Raw genomic sequence first — 17,239 nt, 5'->3', positions numbered from 1 at the left:
CGCCTTCGGCTACGTCACCAACGGCCTGCGCAAGAGCGTGACAGCGGACCCGCGAGCGCAGGCACTGGTGCGGGCGGTACGGCAGGCCTTGCCCGCCGCCGGCTGACGGGCCCCCGCGCACCTCGGCCGACGACTGCGACACCGCGTGCCCGCAGCCGAGCCCCGGCCCCCTCGCACACCCCGGCCCGGACAGGAACCTCGGCTTCGCCGACCCCGAGACGGGCATCGCCTTCGGCTACGTCACCAACGGCCTGCGCAAGAGCGTGACAGCGGACCCGCGAGCGCAGGCACTGGTGCGGGCGGTACGGCAGGCCTTGCCCGCCGTCGGCTGAGGGCCGCCCGTCGGCGGGTGGCCTTGCCGTCGGTCACATGTGGATCGAGTGGGAGGTCCGTCCGGACGCCTCGTCGATCTCTCCGTGTGCCTTGGTCAGCAGTTGCATGGCCAGGTCGTTGAGGGCGCGGCCGCCCGCTATCTCCTCGCCGACCCGGGGCTGGTTGGCGTCGGTGCGGTGGCGGCTGGCGTGGCCGTGCGCCCGCACCTCCGTGCCGTCGGGCAGGCGGACCAGGGCCGCCGCCCGGGTGTGCTGCGCGTCCTCCTCGAACTCGAGCTCGATGTGCCATCCCACCGCTGTACGCATGTCGACCACCTCCGGAACCATTGATTCCAGGGTGCTCCTCGAAGGCCCGTGCCGTCATGTCGGAACGCCTCGGGAGTCGGGCGCCACCGCACAGGCCGGGGACCGTCACTTCCCGTCGAAGCTGGCGAAGTACGCGGCGGCCATGTCCTCGTCGGCGTGGCCCTGCGCGGCGGCGCGCGCGAACCGTTCGGCGGCCGCCTCGGCGACGTCGAGGCGGGCGCCTCCCCGCTCGCCGGCCCGGACGATCAGCCGGGCGTCCTTCTCGGCGGTGGCCACCGCGAACTGGGCCGGGGTCAGCCGCCCCTCGAGCACCAGCTGCGACTTGGCCCGCAGGTAGCCCATGTCGAGCGGGCCGCCCTCGATGAGGCCGAAGAAGCTCTCCGGGTCCACGCCGAGCGCCTTCGACAGCGCCAGCACCTCGCCGGCCGCCGCGGTGGCCGCCAGGACCCAGCTGTTGGCGACCAGCTTCAGCCGGGTGGCCCCGGCCGCCGCCGCGTCCTCGCCGGCCCACACGGTACGGGCGCCGACCGCGTCGAACACGGGCGTGACCGTCTTCCGCCCTCCCTCGGGCCCGGCGGCCAGCACCGTCAGCTGCCCGGCCTCGGCGGGCTGCCGGGTGCCCAGCACCGGGGCGTCGTAGAAGACCAGGCCGTGCTCGCGGGCGAAACCGGCCAGCTCGGCGACGGCCTCGAGCCCGGCGGTGGTGGACTGCGCCCAGACCGCGCCGGACCGCAGGCCGGGAAGGGCCTCGCGCATGACCTCCCGGACCGCGTCGCCGTCGTACAGCATGGTCAGCACGACGTCGGCGCCCTCGACGGCCTCGGCGGGCGTGCCGGCGATGTACGCGCCGTCCGCGGCCAGCGGTTCGGCCTTGGCCCGGGTGCGGTTCCAGGCGCGGACGGTGTGTCCGGCCCGGGCGATGCAGCGGGCCATCGCGGCACCCATGATGCCGGTGCCCAGGACGCTCACGGTGCGCTTGTCGGTCATGACGGTCACTCCTGTTCCCATGTCGCCGTACAGGCCTCAGCTTCCCGTAGGCGGCAGGGACACGCCCGCTATCCGGTGTGCAGCATCAGCCCGATGCCGACCACCATGAGCCCCGCGGCGGCGATCCGGGGCAGCCCGAAGCGCTCCTTGAAGAACAGCGCCCCGATGGCCGCCCCGACGATGATCGAGGACTCCCTCAACGCCGCGATGGGCGCCAGCTCGGCCCGGGTCTGGGCCCACAGGACGAGGCCGTAGGCGGCGACGGAGAGGGCGGCGCCGAGCAGGCCGAGGGCGGCGAAGGGCCGCAGGACGGCGACCGTCTCGCCGCGCCACCGCCAGGCTGCGTATCCGGAGATCCACAGCCCCTGGAGCACCATCAGCCAGGCGATGTACCCGAGGGCGGTGCCGGAGGCCCGTACGCCGAGCCCGTCGACGACGGTGTACGAGGCGATGGACAGCCCCGTCGCGAGGGCCGCCCCGATCGCCGCCCAGTCGGGCCGCCGCCCGCGCAGCCCCCACACGGCGACCCCGGTCAGCCCCGCGCAGGACAGCGCGACCCCCGCCGCCGCCCAGCCGTCGGGCACCTCGTGCGCGAAGACGGCGGCGAACACGGTGACGACCAGCGGCGCGGAGCCGCGGGCGAGGGGATACGCCTGCCCGAAGTCGCCCAGCCGGAAGGAGGTCATCAGCAGGACGACGTACACGAAGTGAATGCCCGCCGAGCCGATCAGATACGGCCACGCCCGCCCCGCCGGGACGGGGGCGAAGCACGCCAGGACCAGCCCGATCAGCACCCCGCCCGTCAGGATCAGGGTGAACCCGACGAGCTTGTCGGTGATCCGGTGCGCGATGGCGTTCCAGCTGGCGTGGGTGACGGCGGCGAGCAGTACGGCGGAGGTGACCAGCGGGGTCACGAGGCGCGCTCGCGCACGTCCACCACGGTGGCCCCGGCGCGGGCGACCAGCGTCCCGGGCGCCATGGGGAAGACGGCGTACGGGGTTCCGGCGGCGGCCCACACGAGGTCGTGCGCGAGGAGTCCCCGGTCGGCGAGCACCCGCGTCCGGTTCCGGTGTCCGAAGGGCGGCACGCCCCCGATGGCGTACCCGGTCGTCTCCCGTACCACCTCGGCCTTGGCCCGGGTGACGCGTGCGGCCCCGAGTTCGGCCCGTACGCGCTCCACGTCCACCCGCGAGGCCCCGTCCATGAGCACCAGCACCGGCACCCCGTCCGCCGCGAAGATCAGCGACTTGCAGATCTGGCTGAGCTCGCACCCGATCGCGGCGGCGGCCTCGCCGGCCGTGCGGGTCGCGTCCGGGAAGCGGCGGATGCGGGAGCGGAGCTCCCCGAGGCCGAGTTCGTCCAGGGCGGCGGCGAAACGGGGGTGGGCCGCGGAGTGGTCGTCGGCGTCAGTGGCGGCTGTCGTCGTCATGCCGGGCACGGTAGTGGTAGGTGTACCGCACAGGCGACCCCGTTTCGGGCGGGGCGAGGCGGAGCGGGGACGACGGAGCCGGTGAGGGCGCGCCGTCCCCACGGCGCCCTCACCGGCGTTTTCGGTCAGGAGTGGGGCGTCAGACGCGCACCAGCTCCCGGTCCTCGTCCGCGTCCCCGTCCCTGTCCTTGGCGCGGGGCTCGTCGCCGGTGCGCAGGCCCTCGCCCTCGACGTCCACGTTGGGCAGTGCGCGGTCCAGCCACTTCGGCAGCCACCAGGCCCTCTTGCCGAGGAGCGCGAGCACCGCCGGGACGATGGCCATGCGGACGATGAACGCGTCGAAGAAGACGGCGATCGCGAGGCCGAAGCCGATCATCTTGATCATCGACTCGCTGGAGCCGATGAAGCCGGAGAAGACGGCCATCATGATCACGGCCGCGGCCGTCACCACCCGCGCGCTGTACTTGAAGCCGGTCACCACGGCCTGGCTGGGCTTCTCCCCGTGCACGAACGCCTCTCGCATCCGGGTCACGAGGAACACCTCGTAGTCCATCGCGAGGCCGAAGACGACGCCCACCATGAAGATCGGCATCATCGACATGATCGGGCCGGTCTCCTCGACGTTCATCAGGCCCGACAGCCAGCCCCACTGGAAGACCGCGACCACCGCGCCCAGCGCGGCCGTCACCGACAGCAGGAATCCGAGGGCTGCCTTCAGCGGGACCAGGATCGAGCGGAAGACCACGATCAGCAGCAGGAAGGCCAGGCCGACCACCAGGGCCAGGTACGGCAGCAGCGCGTCGTTCAGCTTCTGCGAGAAGTCGATGTTCATCGCCGTGGAGCCGGTGACCAGCACCTCGGCGTCGGTCTTCGCGGTGATGTCCGTGCCCTTGTCACGGATGGCGTGGACCAGGTCCTCGGTGGTGGTGGAGGACGGCTTGGAGTCGGGGATGACGGTGATCGTCGCGGTGTCGCCGGCCTTGTTGGGCTGGGCCGGGGTCACCGTCACGACATCCTTGAGGCCCTTGATCTCATTGCCGACCTTGGTGAAGGCGGCCTTCGGGTGGGGACTGTCCTTGGCGTCGACGACGATCATCAGCGGGCCGTTGAAGCCCGGCCCGAAGCCCTCCGAGAGGAGGTCGTAGGCACGGCGCTGGGTGGTCGAGACCGGCTGGGAGCCGTCGTCCGGGAGGCCGAGTTCCAGGGAGGAGGCGGGGATCGCCGCCGCGCCGAGGCCGATCACGCCGAGCAGGAGGACGGCGACCGGGCGGCGTACGACGAAGCTCGCCCAGCGCGTGCCCATGTTGGGGCGGCCCGCCTGCCTGGGCTTCCGGCCACCGCCGAGCAGCTTGCTCTTCTCACCGGCCGGCTTGATCCTGCGGCCCGCGTAGCCGAGCAGCGCCGGGATCAGCGTCAGGGCGATCAGTACGGCGATGGCGACCGTGCCCGCCGCCGCGACACCCATCTTGGTCAGCATCGGGATGTTGACGACGGACAGGCCGACCAGGGCGATGACTACGGTCAGGCCGGCGAAGACGACCGCCGAGCCCGCCGTGCCGACGGCCCGTCCGGCCGCGTCCTCGCGGTCGCGGCCCTCGGCGAGTTCGGCGCGGTAGCGGGAGACGATGAAGAGGGCGTAGTCGATGCCGACGGCGAGGCCGATCATCGACGCGAGGGTGGAGGTCGTCGAGCCGAGGTCGAGCGTGGAGGCGAGCGCGGTGATCGTGGAGACGCCGATGCCGACACCGATGATCGCGGTCAGCAGCGGGAATCCGGCCGCGAGCAGCGAGCCGAAGGTGATGACGAGGACGACCGCGGCGACCGCGATGCCGATGACCTCGCTGGAGCCGGTCTCGGGCGTGGCGGTCAGCGCGTCACCGCCGATCTCCACGGTGAGCCCGGAGTCCCGCGCGTGCTGCGCGGCCTCCTTGAGCGCGTCCTTCGTCGAGTCCTCCAGCTCCATGCCGGAGACCTTGTACCGCACCGAGGCGTAGGCGACCGTGCCGTTCTTGCTGACGGCGTGCGCCTTGTAGGGGTCGGCGACGGAGGAGACCTCGGAGCCGCTCTTCAGCTCCTTGACCGCCTTGTGGACGGCCTTCTTGTTCTCCTTGCCGGTCATCTTCTCGCCGCTCGGCGCCTTGAAGACGACCCGTGCGGTGGCGCCGTCGGCCGTGGTGCCGGGAAAGCGCTGTTCCAGCAGGTCGAAAGCTTTCTGCGCCTCGGTGCCCGGAATGGAGAACGAGGTGTTGCCGGCCGCCGGCGCGGAGGCGGCGCCCACCCCGGCGAGGGTGAGCAGCGCGACCCATATCAGGGCGGCGAAGTGGCGTCGCCTGAAGGCGAGTCGGCCGAGTTTGTAGAGGAACGTGGCCATGGAGGCGTACTCCCGGTCAGGTCGTGGGGTTCTTCTGGGCAGGGTCGATCAGCCCGACGACGTGAGCGGGTACGTCAGGTGGTGGGCTTGCTGGGGAGAGGGTTCAGCGGGTGGTGTTCAGCCGGTGGTGACGCCGAGGGCGGGGAGGACGACGGCGTCGATGTACGAAAGGAGGAAGGCCTGGGTCGGCGGCTTCTCGTCGATCATCGTGCGGGCGGCGAACCCACCGATCATCATGTGCATCACGTAGTCGATCGCGGGGTTGTCCGCGCGGACCTCACCCCGGTCGATCGCCCGTTGCAGCACGCGGCGGAACTCCGCCATCTCGGGCTCGATGAGGTGTTCCTTGAAGGCCCTCAGGAGGTCCGGGTTGGAGTGGATCGCCATGGCCAGACCCCGCATCAGGGCGGAGTTCCGCTCCATCTCGCAGTCGTCCGTGTGCAGGGTGAGGGCGTGCAGGTCGCCCCTGAGCGACCCGGTGTCGACACCGTCGGCGGAGTGGCCCGGCTTGTCGTGCCGCACGGCCTTCGCCACCAGCTCGGCCTTTCCGCCCCACTGGCGGTAGAGGGTGGCCTTGCTGGACCGGGTGCGGGCGGCCACGGCGTCCATGGTGAGGGCGTCGTAGCCGACTTCGCGGAGCAGGTCGAGCACGGCCCCGTACAACTCGGCCTCGCGCTCGGGTGTGATCCGACTGCGGCGCGCGGCGGCGACCTCGGTCATCTCTCTCACCCTTCCGCTCCGAACGACTCGGTTTCGTACAGGAAGAATGTAGCGCACGGCACCAGCGAAACGAAACGGTTTCGTACGTGTGCTGCGTCACGCCTGATGGGAGCGACGCACTTGTCACGAGTTGCTCCAGTCCGTCCCCGGCGAAAACCTGGGGAGGTGAGCTATCTGCGCCTGCCGCATCTCAGCGGCGAACTGCTGTGCTTCGTGGCCGAGGACGACCTCTGGCTGACACCCCTCGACACCCCGGGCCGCGCCTGGCGGCTCACGGTCGACCGTACCAAGACCGGTCATCCCCGCTTCTCCCCCGACGGACGCCACATCGCGTACACGACCTGGCGCAGTCTGGTGCCCGAGATCCACCTGGTCTCGGTCGACGGCGGTCCGGCACGGCAGCTGACCTACTGGGGCAGCCCGGACACCCAGGTGTGCGGCTGGACCCCGCCCGACGAGCACGGACACAGCGACATCCTCGCCGTCGCCTCCCACGGCGAGCCGTTCTCGTACTTCACCTGGGCCTACAAGGTCACCCCCGCCGGCGACCCGGGCCGCAAGCTGCCCTGGGGCCCGGTCTCCGACATCCAGGTCGCCGACGTCGACGGCGAGCACAAGACCCTGCTGCTGACCGGTACCCCGCCGCACGAACCGGCCTCCTGGAAGCGGTACCGGGGCGGTGCCATGGGCCGGCTGTGGCTGCACGGGCAGCGGCTGCTGCCCGACATCGGCGGGCATCTGCACTCCCCCATGTTCACCGGCGGCCGCATCGCCTTCCTCTCCGACCACGAGGGCATCGGCAACCTCTACTCCTGCGCCCCCGACGGCACCGACCTGCGCCGCCACACCGACCACGACGCCTTCTACGCCCGGCACGCCTCCAGCGACGGCACCCGGGTCGTCTACCAGTGCGCGGGCGACCTGTGGATGGTCGACGACCTGGCAGCGGACTCGGAACCGCACAAGCTGGACGTGCGCCTGTCCGGGCCGCGCGCGGGCCGCCGTACGTACCAGGTCCCGGCCGCCCAGCACGTGGACGGCGTCTCCGTCGACGAGACGGGCCGGGCCAGCGCCGTCGTCGTACGCGGCTCCCTGCACTGGCTCACCCACCGCGACGGGCCCGCCCGCACGATCACGGACACCCCCGGCGTACGCGTCCGGCTCCCGGAGATGCTGGGCTCGACCGGACAGATCGCCCACGTCACCGACGCCGAGGGCGAGGACGCGATCGAGATCGCCCAGCTCCCCCGCGCCACCGGCGACCGCGCCCCCCGCCGCCTCGCCTCCGGCCGGCTGGGCCGCGTCCTGGAAATGGTCTCCACCCCGGACGGCGACCGCCTGGCCCTCGCCGCCCACGACGGCCGACTGCTGCTCCTCGACCTCACGGAAGTCACAGACGTCACAGATGTCACGGAAGTCACAGATATCACGGAAGTCACAGACATCACAGACGTCACGAAGAACGCGGAAGGCGCCGACGCCTCCGGCAGTCCCGGCGGCGGGGTCACCGAGCTGATCCGGTCGGTCAACGGGCCCGTGCGGGATCTCGCGTTCTCTCCGGACGGGGCCTGGCTGACCTGGTCGCATCCGGGGATCGGGCGGACGTTGCGGCAGATCAAGATGGCGCGGACAAAGGACGGGCTGATCGTCGACGTCACCAACGGGCGCTTCGAGGACGAGAACCCGGTGTTCACCCGGGACGGCCGCTACCTGGCCTTCCTGTCCTGGCGGGGCTTCGACCCGGTGTACGACGTGCACACCGGGGACCTGTCCTTCCCGCTCGGCTGCAAGCCGTACCTCGTCCCCCTGTCCTCGGCGACCCCCTCCCCCTTCGCCCTGAACCCGGAGGGCCGGCCGGCGGCCGGCGGTCTGGACCCCGTCGAGGACGAGGAGGGCGGCGAGGCGGGCGCGGTGACCGTGGAGGTCGAGGGGCTGGAGAACCGGGTGACGCCGTTCCCGGTCACCGCCTCCAAGTACTCCGCGCTGCAACCGGTCGCGGGCGGCGGCCTGGTCTGGCTGCGCTGGCCGATCTCCGGCGCGCTGGGCGAGACGTTCGCGAACCCGGACGACACCACCGGCCGGCCGACACTGGAGTACTTCAACATCACCAAGGGGAAGAAGTCCGAACTCGTCGGCCACCTCGACTGGTTCGCGGTGAGCGGCGACGGCACCCGGCTGGTCGTGGTCGACGAGGGCGACCTGCGGGCGGTGCCGTCCACCGAGCCCGGCGACACCGACTCGACGACCTGGATCGACGCCCGACGGATCCTGCACGAGGTCGACCCGGCCGCCGAGTGGTACCAGGCGTACGACGAGGCCGGCCGGCTCATCCGCGCCTACTTCTGGGACCCGGGGATGTGCGGCATCGACTGGGACGCGGTCCTCGACCAGTACCGCCCGCTGGTCGAACGCGTCGCCTCCCCCGACGAGTTCGCCGACCTGCTGCGCGAAGTGCTCGGCGAGCTGGGCACCTCGCACGCCTACGTCAGCGCCGCCCGCCGCAACGAGGGCCCGGCGCACTACCAGCGCCTCCAGGGCCTGTTGGGCGCCAACTTCGAGCACCGGGAAGCTGGTTGGACAGTCCGGCGGATCCTGGCCGGTGACTCCTCCGACTCCCGGGCCCGCTCCCCGCTGGCCGGCACCGGCATCCGCACCGGCACGGTCCTGACCCACGTCGACGGCCGGCCGGTGGATCCGGTGGCGGGACCGTATCCGCTGCTCGCGGGGGCGGGCGGTACGACGGTGGAGCTGACCTTCGCGCCACCGGAGGGCGAGGAGGGCCCGCCCCGGCGGGTCGCCGTCGTCCCGCTCGTCGACGAGCGGCCCCTGCGCTACCAGGACTGGGTCGCCAAACGCCGCACGCTGGTGCACGACCTGAGCGGCGGCAAGTGCGGCTACCTGCACATCCCCGACATGGGCGGCTCCGGCTGGGCACAGTTCAACCGCGACCTGCGCATGGAACTGTCCCGGCCCGCGCTGATCGTGGACGTGCGCGGCAACGCGGGCGGACACATCAGCGAGCTGGTCGTCGAGAAACTGAGCCGGAGCATCATCGGCTGGGACCTGACCCGGAACGCCCGGCCGGTGTCGTACACCTCCAACGCGCCCCGGGGGCCGGTGGTGGCGCTGGCCGACGAGGCGACGTCCTCCGACGGCGACATGATCACCGCCGCCTTCAAGCTGCTGGGGCTCGGCCCGGTGGTCGGGCAGCGCACCTGGGGCGGGGTGGTGGGGATGACCGGACGGCACCGGCTGGGCGACGGCACGGTGATCACGGTGCCGATGAACGCGGCCTGGTTCGACGCGTACGGCTGGTCCGTGGAGAACCACGGCGTCGCCCCCGACGTCGAGGCGCTGCGCACCCCGCTGGACTGGGCGGAGGGCCGGTACGCGCAACTGGTCGACGCGGTGGAGCTGGCGCTGGAGCTGCTGACCACCGAGCCCGCGGCCATCCCGCCGGACTACCGCGACGTACCGGACCGTTCACGGCCCAAGCTGCCGCGGCGGCCGACGGACCGGTGAGCGAGTGCACATGCGCAGGAAGCAGGAAGGGGCGCCCCTCGTCAGGGGCGCCCCTCCGGGTCAGGAGACCGCGTCAGGAGGCCACGTCAGGCGTCGTAGTCCTGGCTGAAGCGGTCCTGCATCTCCTGCTCGGTGTCGTCGATGTCCTGACGACCGTGCTCACGCGGCTGCTGCCCGCGCTGCGGAGACTGCTGGCCGCGCTGCGGAGACTGCTGCGGCCCGCGCTTCGGGGGCTGCTGGCCACGCTGGCCGGCCTTCTCACGGCCCTCGCCCATCTTCTGCTTGCCCTGCTCCTGCATGCCGCGGGCCTTCTCCTGGAACTGGTCCTTCATACCCATGTGGGTTCACTCCCGTGGTGGGTGGGGGTTGGCCCCTCGGTGGGGCCTCGACCAGATTCACACGGGCGGACACAGTGCGCATTTCGATCATTAACGGTACGTAACACCCGCTGGTCCAGGGCCAGTTTCGGCCACGGCTAGCCGCGCCGCACCGACCGCTCCTGCTCGTCGGCCTGCCCGCCCGCGCCCACCAGGCCCGTCCGCATGCCCCGCAGCCGGGGAGCGAACCGGCGCATCTCCCGCTGGCCCACCGTCCCGATGAGCCCCGGCAGATACCCCCGCACGCCCTGCATCCCGCGCAGCCACCGCTGCCCGTACACATGGCTCGCGCGCCGCTCGATCCCGGCCACGATCCGGTCGACCGCCGGGCCCAGCGGATAGGTCTTGTTCGACGGCCACGGCAGCCGCTGCCTGAGCTCGCGCATGACCTCGTCCTGGTCGGCGCCGCGCACCATGTCCGTGTCGGTCCACGACAGATAGGCCACGCCGACCCGGACGCCCTGATGACCGACCTCGGCGCGCAGGCTGTGCGCGTACGCCTCCACACCCGCCTTGGACGCGCAGTACGCGGTCATCATCGGCGCCGGGGTGAGCGCGGCGAGCGAGGCGACCTGGAGCAGATACCCCCGGCTCTCGATCAGCACCGGCAGGAAGGCGCGGGCGGTCACCGCCGAGCCGATCAGATTGACCTCGATCACCCGCCGCCAGGACTCCGGGTCGGAGTCCGCGAAGGGGCCGCCGGTCGCCACCCCGGCGTTGGCGACGACGATGTCGACCTTGCCGAACCGCTCCTTGACCTCCCGGGCGACCCGGGTCATCGCCTCGTGGTCGGTGACGTCGGCGTACCAGTGGTCGCTGTCGCTGTGCAGCCGCCCGGAGACCTCCTTCAGCGCCTCCGGCTCCAGCCCGACCAGCGCCACCCTGGCGCCGCGCGCGGAGAGCTTGCGCGCGAGCAGCTCGCCGACGCCGCGCGCGGCCCCGGTGACCACCGCGACCTGTCCTTCGAGATCCACCCTGCTCATGCGCTCTCGCTCTCCTTGACCGTGTCCGTCACGTACCCGGTGACCAGTTCCCGGATCTTCCCGGTCACCAGCTCCGGTGCCTCCACCGGTGTCATATGGCCCACGCCGGCCAGCTCGGTGCTGCCCACGCAGTGCGGCAGCGCCGCCACCAGCGAGCGCGCGTGCACCGGCGGGGTCATACGGTCCGCCGCGCCCACGACCACGACCGTCGGCACCCGCAACTCCCGTACGCCGTGGTCGAGATCGAGCGTGTCCAGCACCCGCGACCAGGCGTGCCGCACGGTGCGCGGGCAGGCGTGCACGATCCGCGCGCACGCCTCCACCATGTGCGGGGCCGAACCGGCGCCCATGGTGGCGTACTTGAGGATGCGCCGCGCGAGAGGCGTGACCGGCCCCAGCGGAGCGCGCGAACCCAGGACGCGCGCCGTGAGCCAACTGCGCACCCGGCCCGCGCGCAACGGCACCACCAGCGACTCGGCGACCAGCCGCGAACTGCCCGTGCTGCACAGCAGGACGGCCGCCGCGTGGTCGCGGAAGCGGGCGCGCGCGGAGGCGGCCAGCACCGTCATCCCGCCCATGGAGTGGCCCACGATCACGGCCCTCTCCCCCGGCGCGAGGGTCTCGGCGAGCACCGCCTCCAGATCGTCGGCGAGCGCCTCGGCGGTGCAGCTCGGGCTCGCCGGGCTGCGGCCGTGTCCCCGCTGGTCGTAGGCGATGACCCGGTGGTCCACGGCCAGCTCCCGGATCTGCGCCGCCCAGAACGCGGTCGAGCAGGTCCAGCCGTGGGCCAGGACGACGGGGGGCGCGCCGTCGGGGCCGTGCACCTCGACGTGCAGCCGGGCGCCGTCGGCGGAGACGGCCGTCAGGACGCGGCCGGGGACGGGCGGGGCGTACGGGCCGGCGGCCACGGGGGTGGGGCGGCTCATGCGGTGACCTCGCTGGGGGCCTGGGAGTCGTGGGTCTTCTCCGCGACGGGGGTCTTCTCCGTGACGGGGGTCTTCTCCGTGACGGGGGTCTTCTTCGTGGCGGGCGGCCGGAGGACCTCGTACTCCGCGAGGTCCACCCGTCGGGTCGCCCGGCGGAACTCCGTGGTCGTGCCCGGCCAGATGGTGGTGTTGCGGCCGCTCGCGTCGAGGTACCAGCTGGTGCAGCCGCCGGTGTTCCACACCGTGCGCTTCATGCGCTCCTGCACCTTGTGGTTCCAGGCCCGTACGGCGCTCTGGCGGGCGTCGAGGGCGACCCGGCCGCCGAGGACGTCGAGCTGGCGCACGAAGTCGGCCAGGTAGTTCAGCTGGGACTCGATCATCAGGATCATGGAGGAGTTCCCGAGGCCGGTGTTGGGGCCGATGACCGTCATCCAGTTCGGGAACCCGGCGGCACTGGCCCCGCGCAGCGCCTGCATCCCGTCCTTCTGCCAGGCCTCGGCGAGGGTGATGCCCTCCGCCCCGACCACCCGCTCGGCGATCGGCATGTCGGTGACGTGGAAGCCGGTGCCGAAGACGATCGCGTCCACCTCGGCCTCGCTGCCGTCGGCGGCGACGAGGGTCGAGCCGCGCACCTCGGCGAGCCCGCTCGCGACGACGTCGACGTTGGGGCGGGCGAGGGCCGGGTAGTACTCGCTGGACAGCAGGATCCGCTTGCAGCCGATGCGGTAGTCCGGGGTGAGCTTGGCGCGCAGGGCCGGGTCCTTGACGGCCCGCGCCATGTTGCGCTTGGCGAGCCGCTCGACCAGGCCCAGCTCGTCGGGGTGCTTGGTGAACGCCTGGACCTGCAACTCCCTTATGCCCCAGAGCAGTCCGCGCCTGAGCTGCGTGGTGAACGGCAGGGCCCGGTGCAGCCGCCGCTCGGCGTCGCCGATCGCCCGGTCCATCCGGGGCATCACCCAGGGCGGGGTGCGCTGGAAGAGGGTCAGCCGGGAGACGCGGGGCTGGATGGACGGCACGATCTGGATCGCCGACGCGCCCGTACCCACCATGGCGACCCGCTTGCCGGTGAGATCGTGGTCGTGGTCCCAGCGGGCGGAGTGGAAGACCTTGCCGGGGAAGGAGTCGAGCCCCGGGATGTCCGGGATCTTCGGGTCGGACAGCGGCCCGGTGGCGGAGACCACGACATCCGCCGACAGCGAACCGCCGGCCGTCTCGATGTCCCAGCGCAGCTTCTCGGCGTCCCAGGTCATCCGCTTCACCTCCGCGCCGAAGCGGATGTGGGGCCGCAGCCCGAAGACGTCCGTGACGTGTTCCAGGTAGGCGCGGATGTGCTCCTGCCCGGAGAAGGTGCGCGGCCAGTCGGGGTTGGGCGCGAAGGAGAACGAGTACAGGTGTGAGGGCACGTCACACGCGCACCCCGGGTAGCTGTTGTCCCGCCAGGTGCCGCCGACGCTGTCGGCCCGTTCCAGGACGACGAAGTCGGTGACCCCCTCGCGGCGCAGCCGCACCGCCGCGCCCAGCCCGCCGAATCCGGATCCGATCACCGCCACCCGTACGTGCTCGTGTTCGCTCATCCCGACAGCCTCCTGCCCGACGCGGCTCTGCACCGTAAACCCTGCCAGTGAACACTGGCGCAATGGGACTGTAGAGCAGCTCCGTACCGACCGGTAGGGGGCGCGGCGAGGAAAGTTACCCCGGGTACGACATAGGGTGCGGGCGTGGCAGACAAGCGCGAGTACCGCATGGAGGAGCTGGCCGGACTGGCCGGCATCACGGTGCGCACCCTGCGCTTCTACCGGGAACGCAAGCTGATACCCCCGCCCCGCCGCGAGGGCCGTATCGCCTGGTACGACGACCACCACCTGGCCCGCCTGCGCACGATCGCGGCGCTGCTGGAGCGCGGCCACACCCTCACCGGCATCGCGGAACTCGCCGAGGCCCTCGACCAGGGCCGCGACGTCGCCGACCTGCTGGGCGTCGGTGCCCCCACCGAGGAGGAGCCGGTCCGTCTCACCCCCGAGGAGCTCGCCGCCCGTTTCGAGGGTGATGTCACCCCGGAGAACCTCGCCGCCGCGATGGAACTCGGCTACCTGGGCACCGACGGCGATGAGATCGTCCACATCAGCCGCCGCCTGCTGGACGTCTCCTCCACCCTGGCCCGCGAGGGCATCCCACTCGCCGAGGTCCTCGCGGTCGCCGGGCGCGTACGCGAACACGCCGACGCCCTCGCCGAACTCTTCACCGACCTCATCCTGCGCCACGGCCCCGAGGAGGACCTGCAACGCCTGCGCCCCCTGGCCCGCAGCGTGGTGGAGGCAGAACTCTCCCTGGCCCTGGACCGACGACAACGCAAGCGGAGCTAGCGCTGCGGGAGCGGGACGGCGGGGGCCTGGTCAGGGTCCCGTCTCCGGGGTGCTGCCCTCGTCGGGGCTGGCGGGCGCGGGCAGGCGTCGGCCGCGGGACTCGGCGACGCGCAGCACGTCCGCGAGGCACTCGGTGAGCCGGATCGCGGCGTAGCGCACGTCGACGTTCGGGCTCAAGGGGTCGTTCAGCACCCGCCGGGCCTCGACGAGTATCTCCAGGCCCTCGGCCAGTTGCAGGGCCTCCGTGTCGTCGGCCAGCCGTGAGAGGTACCCGCCCTCACCGCCGTCGGCCAGGAAGCAGGGCTTGCCGTCCGGCGACAGCCAGGGCAGCAGCCGGAGCACGGGGAGGGAGCGCATCAGGCCGCCACCTTCTCCGCGCCGACGACGTGCTGGTCGAGGTCGATCCCGAAGTCGGCGGCGAGGACAAAGGCGAGACGGCGACGGCTCCGCAGTGCCCGCTGCTCGCGCTCGTGCGCGTGAGTGGTGAGGTAGGGGCGGGCAAGGCGGTTCTCGGTGCCGTCGAGGAGGAGGTGCAGCCCGTATAGGGAGCGGTGGAGGGGGAGGCAGACGAAGTCGGGCGTGAGGGGCGCGGGACGGTGACGGCGGGGGCGGGTGCCGACCGCGCGGCGGGTTCCGGTGCCGGGGCCGAGAAGTAGAGCCAGCCAATGGACGAGGCGGCGGATAAGGTCGTACATGTCGACGCTCCTGGTCAGCGTTGGCCGTGCCCCGGGGCCCTGCCAGGCCGCCGGGGTCTTTTGCGTTTCTGAGACTACCTTGCGTCAGGACGCGTTAGGTAGCAATAGGAAGCATACGGTTGCACCCGTACGTGGTGGCCCGCTACTCATCGCTTTAGCGTGCGTCCATGGCTGATGAGCGTGAGTGGAGACCCGACCCGGCGAGTCACGTCTACGTATACCTACAGGTCGTGCATCACATCGCCGAGCAAATTCGCACAGGGCGACTTCCCGTGGGCGCACGCCTCCCCGCTGAACGCGACCTCGCGGAGCAGTACGGCGTAGCCGTCAACACCATCCGCCGAGCCGTCCGCGACCTGCGCGACCAAGGCCTCGTCATCACAGTCCCCATCAAGGGGACCTTCGTACGCCCCGAGTCCGCCTCCGACACCGCCCCGGAGAACGAAGAGGGGACCGCCGACTGACGGGCCCGTGCCCACTTTCGCTACTCGGCGACCTTCATCCACCCGCCCCGACGTTCTTCGGGACGCCACTCGCGGAGGTCGGTCTCCGGCAGATGGCGGTCGGAGCAGCCCATGTTCAGCGCGGTCTGGAACGCGGGACCTTGATGTCGCGCCGTGCGCCGTCGCGGTCCACCGCGCGCTGCTGCTCCCACACCCGTTCGCACGGCACGCTTGCGCAGGCCGGACTCCTCGTAGCGGAGGGCGGCGAGGTAGGGGACGTGCTCAGTCGGGCTCGCGCCAGAAAGTCAGCTGGCGGGCCGCGGCGAATCAGACGACACCGGCGAACCTCTCCATCCCGACCAACCGCCGTGTGGGCACGGCATGCCAGCCGATCCTGCAAGGTCGCTCCCCGGACCGGCAGTCGCCGGCGCCCGCCGGAGGGGGCAACAGCACAACACTTCGGCCGACAGCCCGGTTGGTCACCGACCGTGCCTCTGGGTGCACCGCTGCTCAAATACCTGCTGAGGATGCAGCGTCACGCAGGCGAGAAATCGGACATTCCTCCGCAGGAAAAGGGCCATGCGGGAACAGAACGCGCTGATTCGATCTCTTTTCATGCAGGCCGACGGCGACCAGTCAGCTCATGATCAGGAGGTCTCATGCGCCCTGCGCAGCGCAGACTCACATTCGCCGCCGCGGGCACGGCAGCGATACTGACGCTCGTCGACATACCTGCGAGCGCCGCCCCCAGTGCCACCCCCGCGCCTTCGGACACCGCTATTACGTTGTCGCTGTCCGCACTTGCCGAGGGTTACCTCCAACAGCGTGCCGACATGCTAACGACAAGCCCGCCCACCCTCCGGTTCGCTGCCGCCCACATGAAGACCACGCCTGCCATGGCCGCCCAGACACAGGACGACCTGGCCGCTCTTGCCGCAAAGGGCGAGAGGTACGAGAAGCTCGACGGCGGTTACACAAAAGCACAGGTAGACGTCACCGTCGATGGTTCCACCGTTAACGACCAGCAGGCCACACTCCAGATCACCGAAGACACCCGCCTGTATCTTCCATTCACGCAGAAGGAGGTCGAGGACGGGGCTCCGGAATACGAGGAGGAGTCCCTCCCCCACACGCTCAAGTTCACAAAGGCCGACGACGGCACGTGGCTCCTGGCCTCCGACAAGGCCGACGCCGAGGGCGGACTCACGCCATCCACCCAGGTCTCCGACGTCGATGTAGAGCCGGAAGCGCCGGACGAAGGTGGAACCGCAGACGAGGATGAGGGCACTAAAGGCGTCGGCTCCTCCAGCACCACGCCTGCCGACGAGCCCGAACCTGGCCCCGGCGCGGTCAAGCCCGCCACAACAGCCGCGTACAGCTACAACAAGATGATCGCCTACGCGGACAAGTACTGGAAGTACGGCAACTCCGCTTACCGCACCTTCGGTAGCAACGACTGCACGAACTTCGTGTCGCAGATCATGCTCGCCGGCGGCTGGAAACCCGCGGGCGGCTCCATCATCCAGCACACCAGCAACAAGTACTGGTTCTACGGGCCCGTCAGCATCTGGACGTCCTACACCTGGGGCGGAGCCGAGAACTGGTACTGGTTCGCCATCAAGCACTCCAAGCGGACAAAAGCACTTGGCAATGTGTGGGACCTGCTTGCTTCGGATGTGCTCCAGGCAGACTGGAACCGCGACAACGTCGTCGATCACACGATGTTCGTCCACAAGAGGTACAGGGGTGTCCCCGTACCTCGCCTACCACTCCGTTAACACCCAC

General features: G+C 71.2%; 16 protein-coding genes. 4 read left to right on the top strand and 12 right to left on the bottom strand.

Features of this window, described 5'->3' with window-relative positions; all coding sequences use genetic code 11:
* Nucleotides 1-365 precede the first annotated feature (365 nt).
* From ACH45E_RS20235 to ACH45E_RS20210, 6 genes are all read right to left on the bottom strand, one after another.
* Entirely contained in the window at nucleotides 366-638 is a 273-nt protein-coding gene (locus ACH45E_RS20235) for a DUF1876 domain-containing protein (protein WP_361443351.1), read from the bottom strand.
* A 105-nt stretch (nucleotides 639-743) separates the two neighbouring features.
* On the bottom strand, nucleotides 744-1,625 hold the full coding sequence (locus ACH45E_RS20230) for an NAD(P)-dependent oxidoreductase (protein WP_361443348.1): 882 nt from the start codon (nucleotides 1,623-1,625) through the stop codon (nucleotides 744-746).
* Between the two features lie 68 nt (nucleotides 1,626-1,693).
* Nucleotides 1,694-2,539, bottom strand: a complete 846-nt coding sequence (locus ACH45E_RS20225) for a DMT family transporter (protein ID WP_361443345.1) — start codon at nucleotides 2,537-2,539, stop codon at nucleotides 1,694-1,696.
* A complete protein-coding gene (locus ACH45E_RS20220; RefSeq protein WP_361443342.1) occupies nucleotides 2,536-3,054 on the bottom strand; it encodes a YbaK/EbsC family protein in 519 nt (172 codons plus the stop codon). Before ACH45E_RS20220 ends, ACH45E_RS20225 begins: the two co-directional genes overlap by 4 nt.
* A 139-nt stretch (nucleotides 3,055-3,193) precedes the next feature.
* A complete protein-coding gene (locus ACH45E_RS20215) occupies nucleotides 3,194-5,425 on the bottom strand; it encodes an MMPL family transporter (RefSeq protein WP_361443339.1) in 2,232 nt (743 codons plus the stop codon).
* Between the two features lie 117 nt (nucleotides 5,426-5,542).
* Entirely contained in the window at nucleotides 5,543-6,145 is a 603-nt protein-coding gene (locus tag ACH45E_RS20210) for a TetR/AcrR family transcriptional regulator (RefSeq protein ID WP_361443336.1), read from the bottom strand.
* 165 nt (nucleotides 6,146-6,310) lie between these two features.
* Between ACH45E_RS20210 and ACH45E_RS20205 the strand changes: the two genes are divergently transcribed.
* On the top strand, nucleotides 6,311-9,667 hold the full coding sequence (locus ACH45E_RS20205) for a S41 family peptidase (RefSeq protein ID WP_361443333.1): 3,357 nt from the start codon (nucleotides 6,311-6,313) through the stop codon (nucleotides 9,665-9,667).
* Between the two features lie 86 nt (nucleotides 9,668-9,753).
* On the opposite strand, the gene ACH45E_RS20200 is transcribed toward ACH45E_RS20205, so the two are convergent.
* The 4 genes from ACH45E_RS20200 to ACH45E_RS20185 form a co-directional block, all read right to left on the bottom strand.
* Nucleotides 9,754-10,005 (bottom strand): hypothetical protein, encoded by a 252-nt coding sequence (locus ACH45E_RS20200; RefSeq protein ID WP_361443330.1) that lies wholly within the window; start codon nucleotides 10,003-10,005, stop codon nucleotides 9,754-9,756.
* Between the two features lie 137 nt (nucleotides 10,006-10,142).
* Nucleotides 10,143-11,027, bottom strand: coding sequence for an SDR family oxidoreductase (locus ACH45E_RS20195; protein WP_361443327.1), 885 nt, complete (start codon nucleotides 11,025-11,027; stop codon nucleotides 10,143-10,145).
* Nucleotides 11,024-11,953: an alpha/beta hydrolase gene (locus tag ACH45E_RS20190; protein ID WP_361443324.1), complete on the bottom strand. Its 930-nt coding sequence runs from the start codon at nucleotides 11,951-11,953 to the stop codon at nucleotides 11,024-11,026. The genes ACH45E_RS20195 and ACH45E_RS20190 overlap by 4 nt, the downstream gene beginning before the upstream one ends.
* Complete coding sequence (locus ACH45E_RS20185) at nucleotides 11,950-13,527, bottom strand: NAD(P)/FAD-dependent oxidoreductase (protein WP_361443321.1); 1,578 nt, start codon at nucleotides 13,525-13,527, stop codon at nucleotides 11,950-11,952. The genes ACH45E_RS20190 and ACH45E_RS20185 overlap by 4 nt, the downstream gene beginning before the upstream one ends.
* 168 nt (nucleotides 13,528-13,695) lie before the next feature.
* Here ACH45E_RS20185 and ACH45E_RS20180 point away from each other — a divergent pair, with 168 nt between their 5' ends.
* Nucleotides 13,696-14,316 carry a MerR family transcriptional regulator gene (locus tag ACH45E_RS20180; protein WP_361443838.1) on the top strand — a complete coding sequence of 207 codons (621 nt, stop codon included), beginning with the start codon at nucleotides 13,696-13,698 and terminating at the stop codon, nucleotides 14,314-14,316.
* Between the two features lie 30 nt (nucleotides 14,317-14,346).
* On the opposite strand, the gene ACH45E_RS20175 is transcribed toward ACH45E_RS20180, so the two are convergent.
* Nucleotides 14,347-14,673 carry a hypothetical protein gene (locus tag ACH45E_RS20175; protein ID WP_361443318.1) on the bottom strand — a complete coding sequence of 109 codons (327 nt, stop codon included), beginning with the start codon at nucleotides 14,671-14,673 and terminating at the stop codon, nucleotides 14,347-14,349.
* Nucleotides 14,673-15,011 (bottom strand): hypothetical protein, encoded by a 339-nt coding sequence (locus tag ACH45E_RS20170; protein WP_361443315.1) that lies wholly within the window; start codon nucleotides 15,009-15,011, stop codon nucleotides 14,673-14,675. Before ACH45E_RS20170 ends, ACH45E_RS20175 begins: the two co-directional genes overlap by 1 nt.
* Before the next feature lie 167 nt (nucleotides 15,012-15,178).
* Between ACH45E_RS20170 and ACH45E_RS20165 the strand changes: the two genes are divergently transcribed.
* The gene (locus ACH45E_RS20165; RefSeq protein WP_361443312.1) at nucleotides 15,179-15,475 is read left to right on the top strand and encodes a winged helix-turn-helix domain-containing protein; all 297 of its coding nucleotides are present in this window, start codon (nucleotides 15,179-15,181) and stop codon (nucleotides 15,473-15,475) included.
* Nucleotides 15,476-16,113: 638 nt separating this feature from the next.
* On the top strand, nucleotides 16,114-17,232 hold the full coding sequence (locus tag ACH45E_RS20160; protein ID WP_361443309.1) for an amidase domain-containing protein: 1,119 nt from the start codon (nucleotides 16,114-16,116) through the stop codon (nucleotides 17,230-17,232).
* The last annotated feature ends 7 nt before the right edge of the window (nucleotides 17,233-17,239 follow it).

Source organism: Streptomyces sp. NPDC020299, from assembly GCF_044387825.1.
In the GTDB taxonomy this organism is placed as follows: Bacteria; Actinomycetota; Actinomycetes; order Streptomycetales; family Streptomycetaceae; genus Streptomyces.
Note: the sequence above shows the minus strand (reverse complement) of the source record. Positions and strands in the feature narration are given on the sequence as shown.